The organism is Pseudomonas sp. MWU12-2319, from assembly GCF_023242525.1.
GTDB classification, from domain to species: domain Bacteria; phylum Pseudomonadota; class Gammaproteobacteria; order Pseudomonadales; family Pseudomonadaceae; genus Aquipseudomonas; species Aquipseudomonas gingeri_D.
Genome location: NZ_JALJES010000028.1, coordinates 61,634 through 84,207, shown reverse-complemented (window position 1 = coordinate 84,207; position 22,574 = coordinate 61,634). Strand labels below are relative to the sequence as shown.

The following is a 22,574-nucleotide window of genomic DNA, read 5'->3' as shown; positions in this document are numbered from 1 at the left end:
CGGCTTGGAATGTGGGTTTCATGGCGCGCTTACGATGCATCAGGCTTTCGGAGCCAACATCAAAGGTGCCTTGGGGTGTGCTCGGTCGCAGGCTAGCTGGCTTCCTTGATTGCATCCAAGCTCAAGGTAGCGTTGGGACTCTTCGGTTTGCCCCAAGCTTTTCAAAGCATCCGCCATACCGACGTAAGGCCTTGCATAACTGGGTTTGAGACTTATAGCGTGCGCAAACTCCAACTTGGCCTCTTCTGCTTTTCCACGCTGAAGAAAAATCTTGCCACGCTGATAATACGCATATTCATATTTCGGCTTCATTATTATGGCTTTATCAATATTGTGCAGCGCCATATCAACAAAACCTGCATCCAAGTAGGTGACCCCCAGATTGTAGTAAACCCGATAACCACCAAAAAGACCTGGTGCGTCACCCTGAGCCTTATAGTAGTCAACTGCTTCTTTCCACACAAACAAAGGCTCAGACAAGGTCATCAAGCGATCATAGGAAAGCCCAAATAGGTAAAGTGCAAAAACAGGAACCAAGGTAACCAGATAAACCCCCTTGAGTCGCCGCAACCCCAGTGCCAGAGCAACAAACAACCCCGGTATCCAGAGATAGCTGCGATACAGCACAAAGGGTTCCTGCAATCGGACCGACACCAACTCCGTCGCAAACAGCACCCACGGGAACAGTAGTGCGAACCCGAGGAGACCTTTACTCGCACCACGCAGCAGCAATGCGAAGGCTGCCAGACCATAGGCCACAAACGCTAACAGACCAGCCCAAGCCCACCAAACACCGTACCCCAGAGGAAAAGGCACCCGAAGATCAAGCCCCAGCGTACGCCCCTGCGGCAAGATCAGGAGCGAGAGGTATTTGAAGAACAACCCCATCTGATTCAACACGCTCAACACATAAAGCGAACCATCCGGCTGGAAGGCTTCATCACTAAGTACCTCTTCAGTCTTGATCTCATAGGCATTACCGATCACACCCTTGGCCCAGAGTATGACGGACACGGCAAAAACTGCCTGAACAGCCAAGACCGCAAAGGTCTCCCCAATACCGAACGATGATGGGAGTCGACTGCGGCGATGCAATACCCACAGCAGAAAGCACAACGCCGGCAGCATCACCGCATGCTCTTTGGCGTACAGGGAGAACAGAATGCACAGGCAGGACGTCCAAAGAGACCAACGTTTCCCGCAAAGCCCCTGCCAGAAAGTCAATAACCCCAGCAAACCAAAAAGAGTGGCACACACGATGGTGCGCTGGATGAGGTAACCCTGGGTCAGAATGGTCAGAGGGTGTATGGCGAATAGAAAAGCGACGATAAAGGCCGCCGTATCTGTATTCAGAAAAAAAGAGGAGTGCCTCTCCAAACTGTTGAGGAGTTGACGAACAAAACCGAAGAGTACCAAAGCCGTGCAGCCATGAAGAATCAGATTCCCCACTCTCAGCCAGATAATCTTGTCACTGAGATACGTGAAGCTCGCAGCCATGGAATCGTATACCCACAACCGCGGAGTCAGGCTAAAACCCATGGATAGCAGGGTGGCGGGGCCACCCTCTCGAAAAAAAGGCTCATCGTCAAAAACCAGGGGATTATTCAGGAAAGAAAAACAAAGCATCAACAACAGGCCAGCAGAAAGAACGGCAAGCAACAAAAAAACCAATCGGCGCGAAACCATAGCGTTCCTATATTCAGTCTCTCAAACGCTCAGTGCTTATAAAAACCGGCATGCCTGAAAGGGGGATGCCGGCTTTTTTTCAACACTCAGGACTTCTAGCCCTTGCCTATAACATTAATTCTTGCAGAAGCCAGCACCCAGACAAGTGCCAGTCTGGCTCCAAACTATATTGCCGTTAGTGCTACCCACAGGCTGGAGAACACTTGTCCAGCCGCCCGCAGCGGTAGTACCCGTCAAGCTAATTGTACCGCCCGATACAGAACCACCAGCCGCCAAGTTGTTAGTGACCCCAGGGTTCCCAGGGACACCATTGGTACCGGCTGTGCAGTTAGTAGTGCTGGCGAGGTCATTAAAGCAGACCGATACAGCCGTTTTATAGGCGTCGGCCAAGGTATTCACTTCAGAAAACCGCGCTTTCTGCGTGTAGGTGTTATAAGCAGGCAAGGCAATTGCAGCCAAAATACCAATGATCGCCACAACGATCATCAGTTCGATCAAGGTGAAACCCTTTTGAGCATTCATATTTCGTCTCCAAACGTGAGCAAAGGCGTGATGACTCCTGTTAACGGCTAGCACAGCCCGTGCCATAACCCAGCGTGCAGCTCAGCACCTGTTGAAATGCCCTGCCAGACTCAGAATGCTGCTTCAGAACAACAAAACCTGACATTTTTTGTCACCTACCCTCCCCCGATTTGGCACCATCGCCCGACTACGCTATAAGACTCCGACTGTTTGCGTTTGGTGCTCAAATGAACGATATCGCCCTTTCCGGTCTGGCCAAGCAACTGGTTGCCGCCGAGCTGATTACCGACAAGAACGCTCAGCAGGCGTATCAACAGTCCCAGCGCAATCGGGTATCCCTCGTCAGCTATCTGGTCCAGAACAAGCTGATCAAAAGCCGCCAGGTCGCGGAAATCGCCTCGGAGCATTTCGGTGTCGCCCTGCTCGACCTGGGCTGCCTCGACAAGGAAAGCCAACCCAAAGGCCTGGTCAGCGAGAAATTGATCCGCCAACACCATGTCCTGCCACTGTGGCGGCGTGGCAATAAATTGTTCGTCGGCATTTCCGACCCCAGCAATCACCAGGCTATTACCGATATCCAGTTCAGCACCGGCCTCACGACCGAGGCCATCCTGGTAGAGGACGACAAGCTCGCCGACGCCATCGACAAGTTTTTCGACAGCAGCAGCGGCTTTGAAGAGATGGGGGACGTCGACCTCGACGGCCTCGATATCGAGTCGGTCGATGAGAACAAGAAGCACGAACAGATCGCAGGCCAGGATGCCGACGATGCTCCCGTGGTGCGTTTCGTCAACAAGATGCTGTTGGATGCGATCAAGGGCGGCTCCTCGGACTTGCACTTCGAGCCCTACGAAAAGATCTACCGCGTTCGTCTGCGTACCGACGGCATCCTGCGTGAGGTTGCCAGACCACCGATCCATCTCGCCACTCGTATCGCCGCACGCCTGAAAGTCATGGCCAGCATGGATATCTCCGAGCGTCGCAAACCCCAGGACGGACGCATCAAGATGCGTATCTCAAAGACCAAGGCCATCGACTTCCGGGTTAACACCCTGCCGACACTGTGGGGCGAAAAAGTCGTGATGCGGATCCTCGACCCATCCAGCGCCCAGATGGGGATTGATGCACTCGGGTACGAGCCAGATCAGAAAGCACTCTATATGGCGGCCCTGAAACAACCGCAGGGCATGATCCTGGTCACCGGCCCCACCGGCTCGGGCAAAACCGTTTCGCTCTACACCGGCCTGAATATTCTCAACACCGTGGACATCAATATCTCCACCGCCGAAGACCCGGTGGAAATCAATATGGAAGGCATCAACCAGGTCAACGTCAACCCGAAACAGGGGTTGGACTTTGCCCAGGCCCTGCGTTCGTTCCTGCGCCAAGACCCGGACGTGATCATGGTCGGTGAGATCCGCGACCTGGAAACCGCCGAGATCGCCATCAAGGCCGCCCAGACCGGCCACATGGTTCTCTCCACCCTGCACACCAACAGTGCGGCGGAAACCCTGACCCGCCTGCACAACATGGGCATCCCTGGTTTCAACATCGCCACCTCGATAAACCTGATCATCGCTCAGCGACTGGCACGCAAGCTGTGCAGCCACTGCAAGAAAGAAATCGATATCCCCGAGGAGGCCCTGATCAAGGAAGGTTTCCCACCCGATAAAATCGGCACCTTCAAGATCTACGAGCCCGTCGGCTGTGAGCTTTGCAACGGTGGCTACAAAGGCCGGATCGGGATCTACGAAGTGGTCAAGAACACCGCGGACCTGCAACGACTAATCATGGCCGAAGGTAATTCCATCGAGATCGCTACCCAGATGCGCAAGGACGGTTTCAATGATCTGCGCACTTCGGGCCTACAAAAAGCCATGCAAGGGCTGACCAGCCTGGAAGAAGTCAACCGCGTGACCAAGGACTAAACCATGGCGACCAAAGCAGTAAAAGTCAGCCTTTATGCCTGGGAAGGGACCGACAAGAAAGGTAATAAGATGTCCGGTGAGCTCACCGGCCATAACCCAGCACTGGTCAAGGCACAGTTGCGCAAGCAAGGCATCAACCCGGGCAAGGTGCGGAAAAAAAGCAACTCGCTCTTCAGCAAGGGCAAGCGCATCAACCCCCTGGATATCGCCCTGTTCACCCGACAGATGGCGACAATGATGAAGGCCGGCGTGCCGTTGCTGCTGTCCTTCGACATCATCGGCGAGGGCTTCGAGAACCCGAACATGCGCAAGCTGGTGGACGATATCAAACAAGAAGTCGCCGCGGGTAACAGCTTCGCGACGTCCTTGCGCAAACAACCAGAGTACTTCGACGATCTGTACTGCAACCTGGTGGATGCGGGCGAACAGGCCGGTGCACTGGAAAGCCTGTTGGAACGGGTGGCGACCTACAAGGAGAAAACCGAAGCCCTGAAAGCCAAGATCAAGAAAGCAATGAACTACCCCATTGCCGTAGTGCTCGTGGCAATCATCGTTTCCGGGATTCTGCTGATCAAGGTAGTGCCGCAGTTCCAGGCAATCTTCAAGGGGTTTGGCGCAGAGCTGCCAGCCTTCACCCTGATGGTGATAGGGCTCTCCAACATAGTGCAAGAATGGTGGTGGATCATTATTCTGGCAATGGTTGCTGGCATCTACGGCCTGAAACGGGCACACAAGACATCCAAACGCTTTCGTAATTGGATGGACAGGGCACTGCTGAAGATGCCAATTATCGGCCCTTTACTCTACAAGTCCGCCGTCGCCCGCTACGCCCGCACCCTCTCCACCACCTTCGCCGCGGGTGTGCCGCTCGTCGAAGCCCTTGACTCCGTGGCCGGAGCCACCGGCAATATCGTTTTCAGGAATGCTGTCAACCGCATCAAGCAGGATGTCTCCACTGGCATGCAGCTTAACTTCTCCATGCGAACCACCGGTGTGTTTCCAAACATGGCCATTCAGATGACTGCGATCGGTGAAGAATCCGGCGCCCTGGACGACATGCTCGACAAAGTGGCGTCATACTACGAAACCGAAGTCGATAATATGGTCGACAGCCTCACAAGCCTGATGGAACCCATGATCATGACCGTGCTGGGTATCATTGTCGGCGGGTTGGTAATTGCCATGTACCTCCCTATCTTCAAACTCGGCTCAGTAGTCTGAACATGCCCCTACCCGACTTCCTGGCCAGCCACCCGCTGGCCTTTGTTTTTTTCGCCCTGCTCCTCGGCCTGATCGTCGGCAGCTTCCTCAACGTCGTCGTCTGGCGCCTGCCGAAAATGATCGAGCGCGCCTGGCGTAGCGAGGCCCACGACATCCTCGGCCTGCCCCAGCCCACGCCCAGCCCAACCTATAACCTTCTGCTACCCCATTCCCATTGCCCGCACTGCAATCACCAGATCCGCGCCTGGGAAAACCTCCCACTGATCAGCTACCTGCTCCTGCGCGGCAAATGCTCCCAGTGCAAGGCCCCCATCAGCAAACGCTACCCGCTCACCGAACTGGCCTGCGGCCTGCTCTCGGCCTTTGTCGCCTGGCATTTCGGTTTCGGCTGGCCCGCCGGCCTGATGCTGATGCTGACCTGGGGCCTCTTGGCCATGAGCCTGATCGACGCCGATCACCAGCTCCTGCCTGACGCCCTGGTCCTGCCGCTGCTCTGGCTCGGCCTGATCGCCAACCACTTCGGTCTCTTCACCGACCTGGACGACGCCCTGTGGGGCGCCGTAGCCGGTTACCTGAGCCTCTGGTCGGTCTACTGGCTGTTCAAGCTGCTCACTGGCAAGGAAGGCATGGGCCACGGCGACTTCAAGCTGCTGGCAATGCTCGGCGCTTGGGGCGGCTGGCAGATCCTGCCGTTGACCATCCTGCTCTCATCCCTGGTGGGCGCCGTACTCGGCCTGATTCTGCTGCGCCTGCGCAACGCCCAGACCTCGACTCCGATCCCCTTCGGTCCCTATCTGGCAATTGCCGGCTGGATTGCCTTGCTCTGGGGTGGTCAAATAACCGCTTCCTATCTGCAGTTTGCCGGTTTCAAATGACCACAGCCGTTTCAACACCCTGGATTCTCGGCCTTACCGGCGGCATCGGTAGCGGCAAGAGCGCAGCGGCGCAACACTTTATCGACCTCGGCATCCACACCGTGGACGCCGATCACGCCGCCCGCTGGGTGGTGGAGCCCGGTCGCCCGGCGCTGGCGAAGATCGCCGAGCACTTCGGCCCCGGCGTGCTGCAAGCCGACGGCCAACTGGACCGCGCCGCCCTGCGCACGCTGATCTTCGAAGCCCCGGAACAACGCCGCTGGCTCGAAGCCCTGCTGCATCCGCTGATCGGCGAAGAGATCGCCAGCCACCTGGCCCGGGCACAATCGCCCTATGCGATCCTGGTCTCGCCGCTGCTGATCGAATCGGGACAATACAAGAACACCCAGCGCGTGCTGGTGATCGACGCCCCACAGGCGTTGCAGATCCAACGCACACAACAGCGCGACCAGACCAGCGAACAACAGGTGCAGGCCATCCTCAAGGTCCAGGCCAGCCGCGAAGAGCGCTTGCGCCATGCCGACGATGTGCTGGTCAACGACCGCGACCAGGCCTGGCTACGGAGCGAGGTCGAGCGCCTGCATCACTTTTATCTGACTTTGCGTGGAGGCCACTCATGAGCCAACCCTTGACCGTTGAATGCCCGACCTGCGGCGCCCCCGTGGAATGGACCGCCGCCAATCCGCAGCGGCCGTTCTGCTCCGACCGCTGCAAACTGATCGACCTCGGCGCCTGGGCCTCGGAAGAACACAAGATTCCCGTCAGCCCCGATGCCGAGGACGACCTGTTCTCCGACGATCTGCCGCCTCGCGCCCACTGATCGAGAGAGAATCAGGGCCGCATAAAACCGTAGTCCTGCTCATCATCGAGGTTCTCGGCGAGAAATTGCAGTTCGTCCGCCAGATCCTCCGCACTGCGCAACGCCTTGCTCTGCTGCACCACCGCGCTGAGCAAGGCGCGCAGGCCCAGCCCCGGTTCGAATCCCTCCACTTGTGCATCTTCCAGACTGGCCTGCACCTGCTGACGCGCCCATTCGTACACACTCATGACCTTGCTCCCGGTTTTTTCCGCAGCATGGTCGTGGGGCGAACCTGCCGGCTTGACCCAGGTCAACGGGGCTCATTGTCCTTCCAGGGGGCCGACAGGTAGCGAGTGCGGTTGAAGGTTTCCAGCCATTCCGGACAGAACACCACCAGCGCGCTGACCACCATGCCGTTGATAAAAGCCTCGGGAAAAATGATCAGCCACAGGTAACCGACAAAATCCCCCAGCCACTCCGGCAGGGCGAAACGCCCGTCGAACCAGAGCAATCCAAGGCTCGCCAGCAGGCAGAACAAAGCCGCCAGGGCGGCGGCGAAAAAGCCCGAGCAGAAGATATACACAAAGGGGTTACGCGGCTGCGCCCGCTCCACCAGGATTGCGCAGACCTCCGTCACCAGCACCGGCAGCAGGATCAGCAAGCTGCCGTTGACGCCGAGCGCGGCCAAGTCCTGGCGCCCCAGCAACACCAGGCCGAGCTGCGCCACCAGACCACCGACAATCGCCAGCGGCCAGTCCAGCAGCAGGGTCACCGCCGTCATACCGATAAAGTGATAGGACACCCCGGTGTCAAAGTCACGTCGTACCAGCCAGAGCAGGAACAAGGCGAAGACCGTGCCGAACAGCAGGTGCTGGCGGCGACCGTCGGTGAACAGTTCGACCCAGGGCGAACGCCAGATCGCCCAGGCCACCACCGGCAGATAGATCAGCCAACCGATGACCAGGCTGGCTGGCGACAGCAGTTGCGCGCCGATCATAAAAACATCTCCACACTCCGCGGACTCGATAACACTTGCCGGCTTGAGTCCTGAAGTCTACACCGCCCGTTACGACGCATCGCGTCGACAAAAATTGCCCAGGACTTCCAGCCTTTGCAGTTTCGACGCTAAGCTTGGGCCATGGACGACTCGGATTTTCTACGCTTGCTGACCATCCAGGCGGAGCAAGCCAACACCTTTCTTTCCAATGCCCGCAAATGGGAGCGTGAGCGTTGGGTCTGCCAGCGCCTGCTGCAAGGACTGAACATTCCCTATCGCGCCGAAGACTTCCACCCCGCCCAGGAGCCGCCGGACGTGCTGTTTCGCGATGCCTGCTTCGAGGTGTTTTTCGTCCTCGACGAAGGCCGGCGGCTGAACGATGAGTGGCGCGAAGAGTTGCAGCGCCGGCGCAGCGCCTTTTCCCTGAGCCAGCTGGTGCGCCGCGAAGCCAAGCCCAGGCGCATTCCCGCCTCCGAGTTGTTGCAGCGGCTGGCCCCGACCCTGCGCAAGAAAGCCCACAATTACAAGGAGCGCGGGCTGGACCTGGGTGAGCTGGACATCATCGCCTTCGCCAGTCTCAAGCGAGAAGTGCTCGACCTCAACAGCCACTTCCCGCCGCCGACCGAATACCTGCGCCAGGGCTGGCGCTCGCTGTCGCTGGTGGGGCCGACCTTCGCCCGGGTGCTGTTCGCCCACCCCGACGCGCCGGACTTCCTGCGCGGCAATCTGGGGCGCAGCATTGTTTTCGACGTCGGCATCAGTTTGTAAGCCATGGCGTAATCACTGTACCAGTGATACAAAGCACCTTAGTGACGTCTACCTGACGAGGCTCCCATGACCAGCCGCCTGAACCCCGACGACCAGCAGCATGTCGATCAGTATCTGCAGCTTCCCCAACACCAAGTCGAGCGCCGGCCCTTTCGGCCGTGGATGCTCTTGGTGGTGGTGCTCACCGTGGTCATCGGCCTGGGCCTGTTGAGCCGCTTCCTGAGTTACCTGGTGCTATGAGCTGCCTCGCGCTCGCCCGGATAACGCAGGCACAGATTTCCTTTAGCCTTGCGAGATATCCCCATGAACCATCGTATCGTGATCGTCGGCGGCGGCGCCGGCGGCCTGGAACTGGCGACCCGCCTGGGTAAGACCCTGGGCAGACGCGGTATTGCCAGCGTCATGCTGGTCGACGCGAACCTGACCCATATCTGGAAACCCCTGCTGCATGAAGTGGCGGCCGGTTCCCTCAACTCTTCGGCCGACGAGCTCAACTATGTCGCCCAGGCGAAATGGAACCACTTCGAGTTCCAGCTGGGGCGCATGAGCGGGCTCGACCGCGAGCAGAAAAAAATCCAGCTGGCCGCCACCTACGACGAACACGGCGTGGAGCTGCTGCCTGCCCGGGAACTGGGCTACGACTCGCTGGTGATCGCGGTGGGCAGCACCACCAACGATTTCGGCACCGAGGGCGCGGCGCAACACTGCCTGTTCCTCGACACCCGCAAACAGGCCGAGCGTTTCCACCAGCAGTTGCTCAACCACTACCTGCGCGCCCATGCCGGGCAGACCGATACGGTCGAGCAGATCAGCGTGGCGATTGTCGGTGCCGGTGCCACGGGAGTGGAACTGGCGGCGGAGCTGCATAACGCCGCTCACGAGCTGGCGGCCTATGGCCTGGACCGGATCAAACCGGAAAACATGCATATCACCCTGATCGAGGCCGGTCCTCGGGTGTTGCCGGCCTTGCCGGAGCGTATCGGCGGACCGGTGCACAAGACCCTGGAAAAACTCGGGGTGCGGGTCATGACCAATGCGGCGGTGAGTGAAGTGACCGCGGACAACCTGGTGACCGCCGACGGCCAGGTGATTGCGGCGAGCCTCAAGGTCTGGGCGGCAGGGATTCGCGCGCCGGGCTTTCTCAAGGACATTGATGGCCTGGAAACCAACCGGATCAATCAGCTGCAGGTATTGCCGACGCTGCAGACCACCCGCGACGAGAATATCTTTGCCTTCGGCGATTGCGCGGCCTGTCCGCAGCCGGGGACCGACCGCAATGTACCGCCACGGGCACAGGCGGCCCACCAGCAGGCGTCATTGCTGGCCAAGTCGCTGAAACTGCGTATCGAAGGCAAGACCTTGCCGGAGTATCGCTATACCGACTACGGCTCGCTGATTTCGCTGTCGAGGTTCTCCGCCGTCGGCAACCTGATGGGTAACCTGACCGGTAGCGTGATGCTGGAAGGCTGGCTGGCGCGGATGTTCTATGTGTCGCTGTACCGGATGCACCAGATGGCGCTGTATGGCACCTTCCGCACCCTGATGCTGATGCTGGGCAGCCGGATCGGACGGGGGACGGATCCGCGGTTGAAGTTGCACTGAGTATCCGGGCGTCCCCACATCAAGCGTGGGGACGCCCGTTCAGCCTGCGAATCCGTCAAACGTCGCCGGAACACCCAGAAACCTGACGGCGCTGATGAATCAGGTCAACGATCTGACACTCCGGCGCATAGCCGGTGACCGTATCGCTCAGCAGCGTGCGAACCCGCCCATAGTCATCTTCCGCGACAGCCTTCAGCAGCGCTGAAATCGCTACCTTGAAATCTTCCCAGGGCAGATGCTCCTCGTTGGAGCGCATGATCATCGGGTGTTCGGTCGGGCGGACATCGTCACCGATCAGCAACTCCTCATAGAGCTTTTCACCACGGCGCAGTCCCGTGAACTCGATGGCAACATCCCCGTTGGGACGTTCTTTGCTACGCACGGAAAGGCCGGAAAGGTGAATCATTTTTTCCGCCAGGTCGGCGATTTTCACCGGCTGCCCCATATCGAGTACGAACACATCACCGCCCTGCCCCATGGAGCCCGCCTGAATCACCAACTGCGCGGCCTCGGGAATGGTCATGAAATAGCGGGTCATGTGCGGATGGGTCACCGTAATCGGTCCGCCACTCTTGATCTGCTCGCGAAACAGCGGGATGACCGAACCGGACGACCCCAGTACGTTGCCGAAACGAACCATGGTAAAGCGGGTCGTGTTGGCACAAGGCGCCGTGAAGCGCTCGCCCAACAGCAGAGGCTGCGATTCACGGCTGAGGGCCTGTAGCGTCATCTCGGCCAGGCGTTTGGTGCAACCCATGACATTGGTAGGCCGTACCGCTTTGTCGGTGGAGATCAACACGAAGTGTTCGACACCCGCCTGCACTGCCGCCTGTGCGGTCTGCAAGGTCCCAAGTACATTGTTCAGCACGCCCTCGGCAACGTTGTGCTCGACGATCGGCACATGTTTATAGGCCGCGGCATGATAGACCGTCTTCACGTTCCAGGTTCGCATTACATCCAACAGGCGCTCACTGTTGCGAATCGAACCGAGGATCGGCACCAGCTCCAGGTTCAACCCTTCACTGTGGATCAGCTTTTCCAGCTCGCTCTGGATGCTGTAGAGATTGAATTCGCTGTGCTCGAACAGGACCAGCGCCGTTGGCTTGCTGGTGAAAATCTGCCGGCACAGCTCCGAACCGATGGAGCCACCGGCCCCCGTCACCATCACGACGTGGCCACGGATGCAGCGCTCGAAAAGCGTTTGTTGTGCCGCCACTGTATCGCGCCCGAGCAGATCGATGATATCGACCTCCTGCAGATCGCTGACACTGACCCGGCCACTGGCCAGATCCATGAATCCCGGGATCGTGCGTACATGCACCGGGTAAGACTCGAGCGCCGTCAGGATCTCACGACGCCTGACACGCGACGCCGACGGAATGGCCAGCAACACTTCGGTTGCGCCGGTGTCCTCGATCAGCCGTTCAATATCCGCAAACGGGTAGACGCGAAGCCCGGCGATCGCCCGATTCGCGATGCTCGCATCATCATCGATAAAAGCCACCGGACGCATCGCCTTGCCCATGCGCAGTGCCGCCACCAACTGGTTGCCCGCGGCTCCGCCACCATAGACTGCAACTTTGACGGCATCGTCGTCCTGGCGCAGGAAAGGTACATGCTGGCCGGCAAGAAACCAGTCGCCGAGAAAGTACTGACGCATGAACAAACGCAGGCCGCCGACCATCAGCAAACTCAACCACCAGTAGTTGATGATCAGCGAACGTGGCACCAGCACACTCGGGCGGTACAAATAGACATACACCGTCAACAACAGCGCCGACAAGGTCACAGCTTTGAAGATACTGATCAGGGCGTCATTGCCGAAATAACGCATCACCGCACGATACAAACCCAGATGGATGAAAATCGGAACAGTGATCGCCGGCGCAGCCACGAACAGCCAGGCATAGTCCCCGAAAGGGTCCACCGGCTGCTCAATGCCCAGACGCACGACAAACGCCAGCCAGAGCGCAGCCCAGACCAGCACAATATCAACCAGCAACTGCAGGATGCGCTTGTAGCTACGCGGCAGACCCAACAAACGCTCACGCATCAGAAGCTCTTCCTTTATTCGACTTCCGGCTTGCAAAGCAGCCCCCTCCTCTCACACCCGATGCTCCAGAAAGTTTTTCGCCGTCTTTAACAAGGCCCCATCGACACTGATCGCAGGGCTCCACTCGAGCAACGCCTTGGTTTTCTCGATATCGACCTGCAGCGATCCACAGAGGCGCTGAGACATGGCCTTTTTCCCCAGAAGTTGCGCGATGCCGTTCAACAACCACATCTGCAACGGCAGCAGATACGCCGGCCGCCCCAAAGCCTGGGCCATCCGCCGCAGCAATTCGCTGGTGGACAGGTCTTCATCGTCACTTACCAGGAAAACCTGATTGGCGGCGGCAGGATGATGGATGCAGGTCACGATCAGATCGACCAGATTGTCCAATGCCACCAGGCTGCGCTTGTTGGTAATCCCCCCAAGCGGCAATGGCACGCCTCTATTGAGCCAGGCCATCATGCTGCGGAAGTTGGCCTTCACCCCCGGGCCATAGACCAGCACCGGGCGAATAATCACCACTTCCATCCCGGTTTTCGCCGCCAATGCCTGTAATGCCTGCTCGGCCTCCCGCTTGGAGACGCCATAGGGATCCAGCGGAACGGGCTGGTCATCTGCAGTATAAGGGCGGCCGGGCAGCGTTTCCTCGCCATTGACCTTGATCGAACTCAGATAGATAAAGCGCCGGACCCCGCACTGGGCAGCTTGCTCCGCCAGGCGTAAGGTGCCCTGCACATTCGCCCGGCGAAAGGCGGCCAGAGGATCGGCTTCGCGTTCATTCATGACATGAACGCGAGCCGCGCAGTGGATCACCACTTCGACGCCCTCAAGGGGCACCCGCCAATCGGTGTCCGACTCAAGACCCGCCACCTGGCAGACCTGCAGGCGGGGTGACACCGACACCGGTAGCTGCCGATAGGCCGAGCGCAACGCAAACCGTGGGTCATCCTGCAGATGAGCCTGAACCGCCGCTCCGACAAAGCCGCTGGCCCCAGTCAAAAGGACTCGCATCATAGTGAGTTCAAACTTTGCTCCACACCGTACGGTTGATGTAGTCGGTATAACTCAGCACCACACGAACCACCTGCAACGAAACCGGCCCACCCTGATAATCCGGCACCAGGGGTACCTTGCGCTCATCGCGCGAATGCTGGCTGGTGACCACCCGTACCGCACCCATGACCGAGCCGCGCTTCAAGCCGCTCATGATCAGCGTGCCCTCATCCATTCCCTCGGGACGTTCGTGGGCATTGCGCAGGGTGACAGCAGGCAGGTTCAGCAGCGACGCTTCTTCGGTGATGGTGCCGCTGTCGGAGAGTACACAGAACGCCGACATCTGCAGCTTGATGTAGTCCAGCAGACCGAAAGGTTTGACGAAGTGGATCAACGGGTGATCGAGCGACTCGCCCAGGGCCTCCAGACGTTTGCGCGTCCGCGGATGCGTCGAGACGATCAATGGGAAGCCATAGTGATCGGCCAGGGCCCGCAGCGTATCCAGCAAATCGCGCAGGTTATCCGGCGTATCGACGTTCTCCTCACGGTGAGCACTGACGATAAAGAACTTGTCCTGTTCCAGCCCACTGCGTTCCAGCACATCGGACTGCTCGATCCTGGGCATGTAGTAGTCAAGGACTTCCTGCATGTGCGAGCCGGTCTTGATGATGGTCTCGGGGCGAATACCCTCGGCGAGCAGATAACGGCGAGCATGCTCGGTCAGTACCATGTTGATGTCACTGAGGTGATCCAGGACCTTGCGGTTCAGTTCCTCAGGCACCCGCTGATCGAAGCAGCGGTTACCCGCTTCCATATGGAATACCGGAATCTTCCGACGCTTGGCCGCGATCACCGCCAGGCAGGTATTGGTATCGCCATACAGCAGCAAGGCGTCGGGCTTTTCCAGCTCGAAGATTTCATCGGACTTAGCAATGACTTCGGCAATGGTCTTGGCCGCCGTATCGCCGGCTGCGCCGAGGAAGTGATCCGGTTTACGGATCTCCAGGTCGTCGAAGAAGACCTGATTGAGTTCGTAATCGTAGTTCTGCCCAGAATGCACCAGCACATGATTAACTTGGCGATCCAGTTCAGCGATAACCCGGCTCATCTTGATCAGCTCGGGGCGTGTGCCGACCAGCGTCATGACCTTAAGCATCAAGTTGCTCCTTGATATAGTCGAGCTTGAGCAAGAGCTCCTTGATCTCAGATACATCCAGGCGCGCCGTATTGTGGGAGGTGTAATCGTCCAGCTCGGAGATACGCTGCTCACCTTCAACAAAGTACTTCTTGTAGTTCAGGTCGCGGTTATCCGCTGGAATCCGGTAATAACGCCCCATGTCCTCGGCCTTGGCCATTTCCTCGCGGGACACCAGCGACTCGTAGAGTTTTTCGCCGTGACGCGTACCGATCACCTTGACCTCATTGTGCTTGCTGAACAGTTGCTTGAGGGCTTCGGCCAGGTCGCCAACAGTGGAGGCCGGGGCCTTCTGGACAAACAGGTCGCCTTGCTGGCCGTGCTCGAACGCATGCAGCACCAAGTCCACCGAGTCTTCGAGCGACATGAGGAAACGGGTCATTTCCGGGTCAGTGACCGTCAGCACTTCACCCGAGCGAAGCTGGCCGACAAACAACGGAATCACCGAACCACGCGAGGCCATGACATTGCCATAACGGGTAGCGCAAATAACCGGGCCCTTGGCCGGGATCATGCGCGACTTGGCCACCATCAGCTTTTCCGCCATGGCCTTGGAGATGCCCATGGCGTTGATCGGATAGACGGCCTTGTCAGTGCTCAACACCACCACCCGCTGTACACCGCTGGCGATGGCGGCATTCAGCACGTTCTCGGTACCCAGCACGTTGGTACGCACCGCTTCCATCGGATAGAACTCGCAGGACGGCACCTGCTTCAGCGCCGCGGCGTGGAAGATGTAATCCACCCCGACCATCGCCTGGGACAAGCTGTCGTAATCGCGAACATCGCCGATGTAGAACTTGACCTTGTCATTGGCCAAGGCAATACGCATGTCCTCCTGCTTCTTCTCATCACGACTGAAGATGCGAATCTCGCGCACAGCGGTATTGAGAAAACGCTTGAGGACCGTATGGCCGAAAGAACCGGTGCCACCGGTGATCATCAATACCTTGTCGTCGAACATGTAAACCTTCCGAATTCGTTAGCGAGTGGCGTGCATCAGCTCGATGAGCCGGGGCCAGGATGGGGCGTTGTAGCCAGTCGCCTGAGTGAATCGCTCGCTGTTGAGAGAGCGGTCGATCACCAGCGTAGCGTCTGGGCGAATATCGATTGCCTTATAATATTGGGCGGCGACCAAGGCCAACAGGTCCAGCTTGGCAATCGGCGCTGCGGCCACATGATACAGGCCATTAAGCTGCGGGTGCGGCAGAACGAAGTCTTTCATCACCCGGGCCAATTCGGCCGTGGGCAGGCCAGAGAAAATCGCCCGGGAAAAACCTCGCACACTGCCCTGCTGTGCCAAGAACCAATCCACCAGGGAGTGATTGGAGGTCAACTCGTGCCCGATAATCGAGGTCCGCAGCGTGATCGCGTTGGGCAGATCGTGCAGTTCACCGATGTACTTGGACTTGCCGTAAAGATCTTCAGCATCCGAAAGATCACTCTCCAGATAGCCGCCTTTACGCCCCGAGAAGACACAATCAGTGCTCACGTGGATCAATCGGGCATCAAGCAGGTCACACAAGTGTGCCAGTCGATGCGGCAACATGGCGTTGATCGGTAATGCCGTTAACGGATCGTTGGCATCGGACTGCTGTTTTATCAAGCCAACACAATTGACCACCACGTCAGGGCGAACCTTGGTCAGAACGGCCACAAGGGCGTCCTGGTTCAGCACATCAATACCGGTCAACAATCGGCCGCTGTCAGCGCCTGGAAAGTTTCGCAGTGCTGCTGGACCGCGCAGGGTTCCCCACACCTCATGCTGAGCGTCCTGACTGAATGCCTTGAATACCGCGTTACCGAGCATCCCGGTGACACCTAACACTAATATCTTCATGATGCTACTCAGATCCAAACCTTGAATGGGTCCAACTCGCCACCTGGAAAAGGCAGCACCTGGATTTCACCTGACCGCCCACCGGCCTAAGGCCAATAGCGTGATGATACCCCGTAAGGCCATGCGCCCACCGTCAACACCGCCTCAAAATAACAGGATCATTTCTGCAGCAACTCGACCAAACGACGAATCTGCCGTGTCATCTCGAAATTCTGCTCAAAATACTCGCGCCCCGAGCGCCCCATTGTCGCCCTTTCAAGCTCGCTGAGGCTTTGCATCCTGCGAATGGCAGTAACCAACGCCGGCACCTGCTCCGCCGGGCAGGACAATCCCGCGCCAGCCTCTTGAACCACCCGAGCGCCCTCGCCGTTCAAGCAAGCAATAATAGGTTTTCCAGCGGCCAGGTAAGCCTGGATTTTGCTGGGAATCGTCTGGGCGAAAATGTCTTCATCGTTGAGGGAGACAAGCAGCGCAGAGGAACGAGTGAAAATCTCCGACATGGACTCAACGGGAAACCGCCCGGGGAGAACCAGATTGCTCAACTGATGTATCTGCTTTTGCTCCCTGAGCCAATCCAGACGACTTCCACTACCGACCAATACCAACCGAATGTCGTCATTGTCGCGTAGCTGCCTCGCCGCCTGAACAAGCGTGTCGAGCGCCTGAGCCGTCCCAAGGTTTCCGGTGAACACCACACAGAAATGCTTTTCCAGCACTGACACAAGCTCGCCGGGAATCGGCTTCGACTCCTGGGGCGACTGAACATCGACGGAATTGGGATAATAAACAATCTTGCGTCGAGCGGCATAAGTGGCAACCGATTCGATAAACGCATGGGACTGCACCAGCAACTGATCGGAACAAGCATAAATGCCCCGAACCAACCAGCCAGTCATTCGTAGCAAATAGCGGTTTTTGACAAATCCTGTTGCTGCCAGGCTCTCCGGCCAAAGATCCTGCACCCAGACCGACAGCCGCGCCTTCTTTAACCACTTGAGAAGGATCGCAGGAATAGCCTGAGTAATCGGCGACGGTGCGTACACTAAAATCGCATCAAACTCACGGCCGCGCAGCAGCCAAGGGAAAAACAACAACCCGGCGCCGGCAAACGACAGGTAATTCAGCAACATATTTTTTGCATCGCCCTTGCCACGTGGCCATAACGGCACCCTCAGAACATCGACCGTCCCAAGATAGCGTTCATGCTGGCATCCCCATGCCCGGTAACCCGGATAAACCCGACCGTCGGGGTAATTGGGCTTGCCGGTTGCCACCACCACCTCATGCCCTTGGGCAAGCAGCGTCCGCACTATATCGTTGATAATGAAATTTTCAGGATTGAAATATTGTGAAAGAATTAGTAACTTCAAAATACTCAGATTCTATGCGAGGGAATTTGACGTTCGGACACCAGCTTTTTATAAAGCGCCAACGCTTGGAGGATCAGACCATCCCAAGTATAACGCGACAACACCCTCTCACACAGCCGCTCTCCCTGCTCGACCAACCGCTGCGGAGATTGTAACAATTGATATATGCCTGCCGCCAACGCCTCTTCGCTCACCCCCACCACAAGCCCGCCATCGATTTCCTGTACCTCATCAAACCCGCACTGATCGGTCAGGAGCACCGGAGTACCTCTCACACCGGCCTCAAGTGCAACCAGTGACATGGCTTCCTGACGAGAAGGCACCACCAGCAAATCAGCCGCTGCCAGAGCATCCTGTTTCTCCTGGCCGGCCAGGAATCCAGTGAAGATAATGCGACCGGATAAACCAGCAGACACCTCTGCCACGCGTAATGTTTCACCCAACTCGGCATCGGGTCCAGCAAAGACCAGACGACTGGAAGGGCACTGCTGAGCGATTCGCGCAAAGGCATTCAATAACAAATCCGGACCTTTGATTGGGCTCAAGCGCCCCAGGAAAAGCAGAATCTGCTCATTACCCAAATCATGTTTTTTTCGAAAGGACTGTGGTTCCGGTACCAGAGCGTCATCGACGTGGATACCATTGGGCAGCAAAAAAACTTCTGAGGCGTTTACACCATACTCTTCAAATTGTTGCCGCTCAAGGTTGGTCACGGCAATACAACAGGCGGCACCTCTGACCATCTTCCGCCCAACAACCCGGTTATAGACTTTTTTTAGCCACGATGAGCGTCCGAATACTCTCAGCGAGCCTGCGGGGCAATATACATAGGGCCGGCCGAGGCGCAAGGCGAACAAACAAACCAAAGCCCCCAAGACACTCCAATGACCGGTGATATGAATAATATCGGATTTTTCGACAAGCTCTTTTATCTGTTTGAACGAAACCTTGGGAACGAGAAATCGCTTGAAAAGAGTGGGCAACACAACCAAGTTGACGCCTTGCAGCGCGCGCCTGCGTTGCTCTCCGAGCGCATAGTCTGCACACAATACCGTACACTCTTGCCCCCCACGCCGCAACGCCATTGCCAACTGAAAAGTCCGCTCTGCCGTCCCACCGCCCAACGCGGGATCAATAAAATCCGAAACATGCAAGACGTTCACTTCAGGTTCCTTTCGGCCATATAGCTTTCTGCAAACTCAGCTAATTTCTCGTCAAAAACCGCAGGCGCCACGAACCCCCACGACTTTAATTTAGACGCATCGAATACAAGCTGCGGATTGGATTGAGAGCGCCCTGTCACGGCAAGAATCTGCTTAAGCATCCAGCATGGCAATGCCACATTCATTTTAAATCCTGGCTTGCCCATCACCTGCCCAAGCCTGGCATCCACTGACTGATAGTTATTATTGGGCTCTTCGTCTGCCGAAACCAAAAATACATTACCGTTCAAAGGGCGCTCGATAAATGCAAGAAAACAAATGGCCGCCACAACGTCCTCGACACTGACCAAATGCATATGACGCGTTCCGTGCAAAAATCTAAGCACTTCCCGATACCACACCGATCCATCAGCAATCGTAGAGGACAGTTTTAAAAGATTCAGACTGCCCCGGCCGAACACGGCCGTTGGACGGAGGACTCCGATATCCGACACACTGGAAAGCTCATTCAGGAAAACGTCTTCCGCCAGGCACTTTCGCTTCTCGTACGCGGTCACCGGGCGCAATGTCGCGCGCTCGTCGACGACATCCCCCTGTGGAACACCTACGACCATCGCGGTGCTGACATGCACAACACGTTTCACCTCGGCCTCCCGTGCCATGATCGCCAGATTGGAGATCGCACGGAGAAACTCTTCATCAGAGACAGACTCTGCCGGGTGTGCCAGATTGATCAGGAGATCGGCACCAGCCAGGAACGAGACAAGGCTTTTCCGGTCAAGAAGGTTGCCAACATGAGTCTCCACTTCGCCTTCGAACTGACGCTCCGCTGAACGGGACAGTACACGTATAGTTCGCCCGTCTCCTACAAGCGCGGACAACAGATGAGCACCGATAAAACCAGCGGCCCCCGTGACACAAATAATTTGCGAGTGACTCATACCTCTCACCTTCCGCCAAAAAGCTCAAACCGGCCCTGCAGCCTCATGTAACAATTGGTCTATCTTTGCGTAACAGGGTACGCCACAACACAAGACAGGGACAAAGTATAACAGCTACAAAAATCCAGACAGGAAATGCTTGATAGCGGATTAAAAAGCCCAGGGCCGCACTGTAAAGTACAAAAAGTAATGCATGTACCGCGTCTACGCTAAAGCAGGCCAGATAGGCCCGGACAGCCTGGTTAAACAGGAACATGAAAAAAATAGAAACCCCCACCAAGCCCAACCACCCCATATCATCCAGAACCGCCAAAATCCCGGAATCTCTCTGATCACCGTTGAATCGGCCATCAAATGCCACCACAAACTCGGAGGTTGGCTCGGGCAGATGCATCGCCATTAAAACGCCATCTGGAACATGAGTAAAATTTCTTAGAATATGATCCAACAATTGAAAAGGCGCGCTCATCAGACGCATGGCCAGTACCATGAAAACACCCGGTTTCTGATCATCCGAAGTACCAGATCCAGCGAACCAATAGGTCAATAAAACGGCAATCACCAAGGCACCGGTAAAAAACGCCAATGGCATGTAACGACGTGCGCCGAGCGACCCTCTGAGCAAAAGCACAGAGGCGATGAGCATTAAGAAAACGAGATAACAGAATCCCCTTGACGACGAAAAAAAAATCCCTAACCCGCCCAAGAAAATACCGACAAGCAGCAACCACGTATAGGCTTCGAACCGCCGTGAATGATACTGATAAGAAAGAAAAATTATTGCGCTCCCACACCACATGGCGTACAAATTCGGGTTAAATAAAAATGAACTTGCACGCAAAACTTTCTGACCCGAAGAGTTTATAAAAACCGCCCAGGCTTTTTCGGTATACACTTCCAGAAAAGCGATAATCACGGAAAGAAGCATCACCAGTATCAGAAAAAAAACAACCCCTCTTTTCCATTGCTCTCTGCCCCTGACAGAATCCCAGGCACTGGCGCCAAAGACGATAAACGAAAACATAAAAACCAGGCTCAGCATATTTCTAAAGAGTGCAACCGTAAAACCTTGAAGACATGATTCAACGATGCCGCCCACCATCATAAAAAGAATCGAGGCGATATAAACCCACAGAACCCGTTTATCCTTCCCAACGTTTGAGAGACGAAAAATCATACCGCCTACACAGAGCAAGAAAAAAATAGTGACCCCCCGGGCAAAATGGCCGACACCGACATTATGCAATTCGATGATTGCCGCCGAGGCGTCATTTTTGAAAATAGCGAACACCGACGAAAAAAAATAGAACGTGCCGTACACATACAAACACACCAACTGAGACAGAACATTTTTCTTACACAAAAAAAACAAAGTCATACCGCAGAGAGCAGCTGAAAACATTATACCGATGTAAGTATCCATTAATCGCCCTTTATGGTTGGGAAGAGGACACACAATGCCCTCCCATATTATTTATTCACTTAAGCGATTTTGAGATAAATAGCGACGCCTCATAGACATCATGGACCCCATAAATAGACGCATCCTTAATTCGTTTACCAAAAGCCAACACCTTAAATCGTCCCCATGCACGATGAACGAACCTGAAAATCTGATTGAGCTCAAACCCCAACGAGCGTCGCTCAAGGTTGATGCCATGCAATTTGGACATTGCGACTACGGCCTCACTCACCGCCGTTGCCGTGCGTGCATTTGAGTTCAGCAACGCGGAACGCAGCATCCATTCAGTATTGACCGAAAACCCGGCAGTTTCTTTTGGGAATCTATCGGAAAACTGTGAAAAAGCCTCTGCCATGTAAACCTCCAGCGCGGAACAGGACGTATAGGCCCCGTGGAACGCTATCGTGTTCTCCATGAGAAACTTCTTGGACTCCTCAGCTTGCCCGCTGGGATCAATGCCCGAAACGCCGTTACTCTTGCCTGAGGCGCCACCGATCGTAAACGGCCGAAGTGAAAACGCATAACGCTCAACAAAAAAAGCCGTGGCGAAAGAAGAGTAAGCATCCGGTGTGATCGAATTAAAATAAACGCCCGAAACCCGGGCCTTATCAACGATGCTTTTATGAACGAAGCCATGATAGAGCTTCGGCATATCAAAGGTGTACAGATCGCTGAATTCCAGGCAGCGCTTTGTCCAATGTTTGGATGAGCGCAGTTCAACCGACTTGCAACCTCCTCCCCATTTAAGGTAGTTCTTCCTCGCCGGGTCCGGGAAATTGGGCCAGCAGTACTCGGCGTTCTGTCCAGAAATCGCGAGAACATCAAATTTTTTCTGTATCTCCGCCACGTATTCGATACTACCCGGCAGTAACCCGTCATCATCACCGATAAACATGATAAACCCCTCATCCACATGAGAAAGGGCAAATTCAAAGTTCTCGGCCATGCTGACCCGTCGTCCCGGGTTCACATAGAGAAGATTCGATTGTGAAAGACGCGAAACCACTTCCGCGGTATTATCGGCGCTGCAATTATCACTTACAATAATCTGAAAGTTTGCATAAGTCTGTTCCAGACAGGTCTTCAACGCCGCTTCCAATGTTTCTGCGCGATCGCGTGTCGGAATAATAACTGTATACTTCTCCATCAATCTCTCTCA

22 protein-coding genes are annotated in these 22,574 nt (G+C 56.3%); 8 read left to right on the top strand and 14 right to left on the bottom strand.

Annotated features, from left to right (window positions below):
- Positions 1-39: 39 nt before the first annotated feature.
- Positions 40-1,686: a tetratricopeptide repeat protein gene (locus M5C01_RS30760; RefSeq protein ID WP_152742047.1), complete on the bottom strand. Its 1,647-nt coding sequence runs from the start codon at positions 1,684-1,686 to the stop codon at positions 40-42.
- 114 nt (positions 1,687-1,800) lie between these two features.
- Positions 1,801-2,208, bottom strand: coding sequence for a prepilin-type N-terminal cleavage/methylation domain-containing protein (locus tag M5C01_RS30755; RefSeq protein WP_152742048.1), 408 nt, complete (start codon positions 2,206-2,208; stop codon positions 1,801-1,803).
- A 227-nt stretch (positions 2,209-2,435) separates the two neighbouring features.
- Between M5C01_RS30755 and pilB the strand changes: the two genes are divergently transcribed.
- The 5 genes from pilB to yacG are packed head-to-tail and all read left to right on the top strand — an operon-like array spanning position 2,436 to position 7,052.
- Positions 2,436-4,136 carry a type IV-A pilus assembly ATPase PilB gene (pilB, locus tag M5C01_RS30750; RefSeq protein WP_152742049.1) on the top strand — a complete coding sequence of 567 codons (1,701 nt, stop codon included), beginning with the start codon at positions 2,436-2,438 and terminating at the stop codon, positions 4,134-4,136.
- A gap of 3 nt (positions 4,137-4,139) precedes the next feature.
- The gene (locus tag M5C01_RS30745; RefSeq protein ID WP_152742050.1) at positions 4,140-5,357 is read left to right on the top strand and encodes a type II secretion system F family protein; all 1,218 of its coding nucleotides are present in this window, start codon (positions 4,140-4,142) and stop codon (positions 5,355-5,357) included.
- 2 nt (positions 5,358-5,359) lie between these two features.
- Complete coding sequence (locus M5C01_RS30740) at positions 5,360-6,232, top strand: A24 family peptidase (RefSeq protein WP_152742051.1); 873 nt, start codon at positions 5,360-5,362, stop codon at positions 6,230-6,232.
- Positions 6,229-6,852 (top strand): dephospho-CoA kinase, encoded by a 624-nt coding sequence (gene coaE / locus M5C01_RS30735; RefSeq protein WP_152742052.1) that lies wholly within the window; start codon positions 6,229-6,231, stop codon positions 6,850-6,852. The genes M5C01_RS30740 and coaE overlap by 4 nt, the downstream gene beginning before the upstream one ends.
- Positions 6,849-7,052 carry a DNA gyrase inhibitor YacG gene (yacG, locus tag M5C01_RS30730; protein WP_040071046.1) on the top strand — a complete coding sequence of 68 codons (204 nt, stop codon included), beginning with the start codon at positions 6,849-6,851 and terminating at the stop codon, positions 7,050-7,052. The genes coaE and yacG overlap by 4 nt, the downstream gene beginning before the upstream one ends.
- 11 nt (positions 7,053-7,063) lie before the next feature.
- Here the strand turns inward: yacG and M5C01_RS30725 are convergent, their stop codons facing one another.
- Together M5C01_RS30725 and M5C01_RS30720 are read right to left on the bottom strand one after the other, a co-directional pair.
- Positions 7,064-7,279 carry a hypothetical protein gene (locus M5C01_RS30725; protein WP_103494742.1) on the bottom strand — a complete coding sequence of 72 codons (216 nt, stop codon included), beginning with the start codon at positions 7,277-7,279 and terminating at the stop codon, positions 7,064-7,066.
- 62 nt (positions 7,280-7,341) lie between these two features.
- A complete protein-coding gene (locus tag M5C01_RS30720) occupies positions 7,342-8,028 on the bottom strand; it encodes an energy-coupling factor ABC transporter permease (protein WP_152742053.1) in 687 nt (228 codons plus the stop codon).
- A gap of 141 nt (positions 8,029-8,169) precedes the next feature.
- Between M5C01_RS30720 and M5C01_RS30715 the strand changes: the two genes are divergently transcribed.
- From M5C01_RS30715 to M5C01_RS30705, 3 genes are all read left to right on the top strand, one after another.
- Positions 8,170-8,796, top strand: a complete 627-nt coding sequence (locus tag M5C01_RS30715; RefSeq protein WP_103494689.1) for a DUF1780 domain-containing protein — start codon at positions 8,170-8,172, stop codon at positions 8,794-8,796.
- Between the two features lie 66 nt (positions 8,797-8,862).
- On the top strand, positions 8,863-9,036 hold the full coding sequence (locus M5C01_RS30710) for a DUF3094 family protein (protein ID WP_152742054.1): 174 nt from the start codon (positions 8,863-8,865) through the stop codon (positions 9,034-9,036).
- A 63-nt stretch (positions 9,037-9,099) separates the two neighbouring features.
- Positions 9,100-10,398 carry an NAD(P)/FAD-dependent oxidoreductase gene (locus tag M5C01_RS30705; protein ID WP_103494688.1) on the top strand — a complete coding sequence of 433 codons (1,299 nt, stop codon included), beginning with the start codon at positions 9,100-9,102 and terminating at the stop codon, positions 10,396-10,398.
- Between the two features lie 55 nt (positions 10,399-10,453).
- Here M5C01_RS30705 and M5C01_RS30700 read toward each other — a convergent pair whose 3' ends face one another.
- From M5C01_RS30700 to M5C01_RS30655, 10 genes are all read right to left on the bottom strand, one after another.
- Positions 10,454-12,451, bottom strand: a complete 1,998-nt coding sequence (locus M5C01_RS30700) for a nucleoside-diphosphate sugar epimerase/dehydratase (protein ID WP_152742055.1) — start codon at positions 12,449-12,451, stop codon at positions 10,454-10,456.
- A gap of 51 nt (positions 12,452-12,502) precedes the next feature.
- Positions 12,503-13,462 carry an SDR family oxidoreductase gene (locus M5C01_RS30695; RefSeq protein ID WP_178130026.1) on the bottom strand — a complete coding sequence of 320 codons (960 nt, stop codon included), beginning with the start codon at positions 13,460-13,462 and terminating at the stop codon, positions 12,503-12,505.
- Positions 13,463-13,472: 10 nt separating this feature from the next.
- Complete coding sequence (gene wecB, locus M5C01_RS30690; RefSeq protein ID WP_152742057.1) at positions 13,473-14,600, bottom strand: UDP-N-acetylglucosamine 2-epimerase (non-hydrolyzing); 1,128 nt, start codon at positions 14,598-14,600, stop codon at positions 13,473-13,475.
- Positions 14,593-15,603 (bottom strand): polysaccharide biosynthesis protein, encoded by a 1,011-nt coding sequence (locus tag M5C01_RS30685; protein WP_152742058.1) that lies wholly within the window; start codon positions 15,601-15,603, stop codon positions 14,593-14,595. Before M5C01_RS30685 ends, wecB begins: the two co-directional genes overlap by 8 nt.
- A gap of 18 nt (positions 15,604-15,621) precedes the next feature.
- Positions 15,622-16,479 carry an SDR family oxidoreductase gene (locus tag M5C01_RS30680; RefSeq protein WP_152742059.1) on the bottom strand — a complete coding sequence of 286 codons (858 nt, stop codon included), beginning with the start codon at positions 16,477-16,479 and terminating at the stop codon, positions 15,622-15,624.
- Positions 16,480-16,637: 158 nt separating this feature from the next.
- Positions 16,638-17,849 carry a glycosyltransferase family 4 protein gene (locus M5C01_RS30675; protein WP_152742060.1) on the bottom strand — a complete coding sequence of 404 codons (1,212 nt, stop codon included), beginning with the start codon at positions 17,847-17,849 and terminating at the stop codon, positions 16,638-16,640.
- A gap of 5 nt (positions 17,850-17,854) precedes the next feature.
- Positions 17,855-19,012 (bottom strand): glycosyltransferase, encoded by a 1,158-nt coding sequence (locus M5C01_RS30670; protein WP_152742061.1) that lies wholly within the window; start codon positions 19,010-19,012, stop codon positions 17,855-17,857.
- Positions 19,009-19,953 (bottom strand): NAD-dependent epimerase/dehydratase family protein, encoded by a 945-nt coding sequence (locus M5C01_RS30665; RefSeq protein ID WP_152742062.1) that lies wholly within the window; start codon positions 19,951-19,953, stop codon positions 19,009-19,011. The genes M5C01_RS30670 and M5C01_RS30665 overlap by 4 nt, the downstream gene beginning before the upstream one ends.
- 43 nt (positions 19,954-19,996) lie before the next feature.
- Positions 19,997-21,376: a hypothetical protein gene (locus M5C01_RS30660; protein WP_152742063.1), complete on the bottom strand. Its 1,380-nt coding sequence runs from the start codon at positions 21,374-21,376 to the stop codon at positions 19,997-19,999.
- A gap of 55 nt (positions 21,377-21,431) precedes the next feature.
- On the bottom strand, positions 21,432-22,562 hold the full coding sequence (locus M5C01_RS30655; protein ID WP_152742064.1) for a glycosyltransferase family A protein: 1,131 nt from the start codon (positions 22,560-22,562) through the stop codon (positions 21,432-21,434).
- Between the last annotated feature and the right edge of the window lie 12 nt (positions 22,563-22,574).

Bases quoted from the DNA above. Each gene is read 5' to 3' on its own strand.
- M5C01_RS30760 (WP_152742047.1), bottom strand. From the start codon at position 1,686: ATGGTTTCGCGCCGATTGGTTTTTTTGTTGCTTGCCGTTCTTTCTGCT.
- M5C01_RS30755 (WP_152742048.1), bottom strand. From the start codon at position 2,208: ATGAATGCTCAAAAGGGTTTCACCTTGATCGAACTGATGATCGTTGTG.
- pilB (WP_152742049.1), top strand. From the start codon at position 2,436: ATGAACGATATCGCCCTTTCCGGTCTGGCCAAGCAACTGGTTGCCGCC.
- M5C01_RS30745 (WP_152742050.1), top strand. From the start codon at position 4,140: ATGGCGACCAAAGCAGTAAAAGTCAGCCTTTATGCCTGGGAAGGGACC.
- M5C01_RS30740 (WP_152742051.1), top strand. From the start codon at position 5,360: ATGCCCCTACCCGACTTCCTGGCCAGCCACCCGCTGGCCTTTGTTTTT.
- coaE (WP_152742052.1), top strand. From the start codon at position 6,229: ATGACCACAGCCGTTTCAACACCCTGGATTCTCGGCCTTACCGGCGGC.
- yacG (WP_040071046.1), top strand. From the start codon at position 6,849: ATGAGCCAACCCTTGACCGTTGAATGCCCGACCTGCGGCGCCCCCGTG.
- M5C01_RS30725 (WP_103494742.1), bottom strand. From the start codon at position 7,279: ATGAGTGTGTACGAATGGGCGCGTCAGCAGGTGCAGGCCAGTCTGGAA.
- M5C01_RS30720 (WP_152742053.1), bottom strand. From the start codon at position 8,028: ATGATCGGCGCGCAACTGCTGTCGCCAGCCAGCCTGGTCATCGGTTGG.
- M5C01_RS30715 (WP_103494689.1), top strand. From the start codon at position 8,170: ATGGACGACTCGGATTTTCTACGCTTGCTGACCATCCAGGCGGAGCAA.
- M5C01_RS30710 (WP_152742054.1), top strand. From the start codon at position 8,863: ATGACCAGCCGCCTGAACCCCGACGACCAGCAGCATGTCGATCAGTAT.
- M5C01_RS30705 (WP_103494688.1), top strand. From the start codon at position 9,100: ATGAACCATCGTATCGTGATCGTCGGCGGCGGCGCCGGCGGCCTGGAA.
- M5C01_RS30700 (WP_152742055.1), bottom strand. From the start codon at position 12,451: ATGCGTGAGCGTTTGTTGGGTCTGCCGCGTAGCTACAAGCGCATCCTG.
- M5C01_RS30695 (WP_178130026.1), bottom strand. From the start codon at position 13,462: ATGCGAGTCCTTTTGACTGGGGCCAGCGGCTTTGTCGGAGCGGCGGTT.
- wecB (WP_152742057.1), bottom strand. From the start codon at position 14,600: ATGCTTAAGGTCATGACGCTGGTCGGCACACGCCCCGAGCTGATCAAG.
- M5C01_RS30685 (WP_152742058.1), bottom strand. From the start codon at position 15,603: ATGTTCGACGACAAGGTATTGATGATCACCGGTGGCACCGGTTCTTTC.
- M5C01_RS30680 (WP_152742059.1), bottom strand. From the start codon at position 16,479: ATGAAGATATTAGTGTTAGGTGTCACCGGGATGCTCGGTAACGCGGTA.
- M5C01_RS30665 (WP_152742062.1), bottom strand. From the start codon at position 19,953: ATGAGTCACTCGCAAATTATTTGTGTCACGGGGGCCGCTGGTTTTATC.
- M5C01_RS30660 (WP_152742063.1), bottom strand. From the start codon at position 21,376: ATGGATACTTACATCGGTATAATGTTTTCAGCTGCTCTCTGCGGTATG.
- M5C01_RS30655 (WP_152742064.1), bottom strand. From the start codon at position 22,562: ATGGAGAAGTATACAGTTATTATTCCGACACGCGATCGCGCAGAAACA.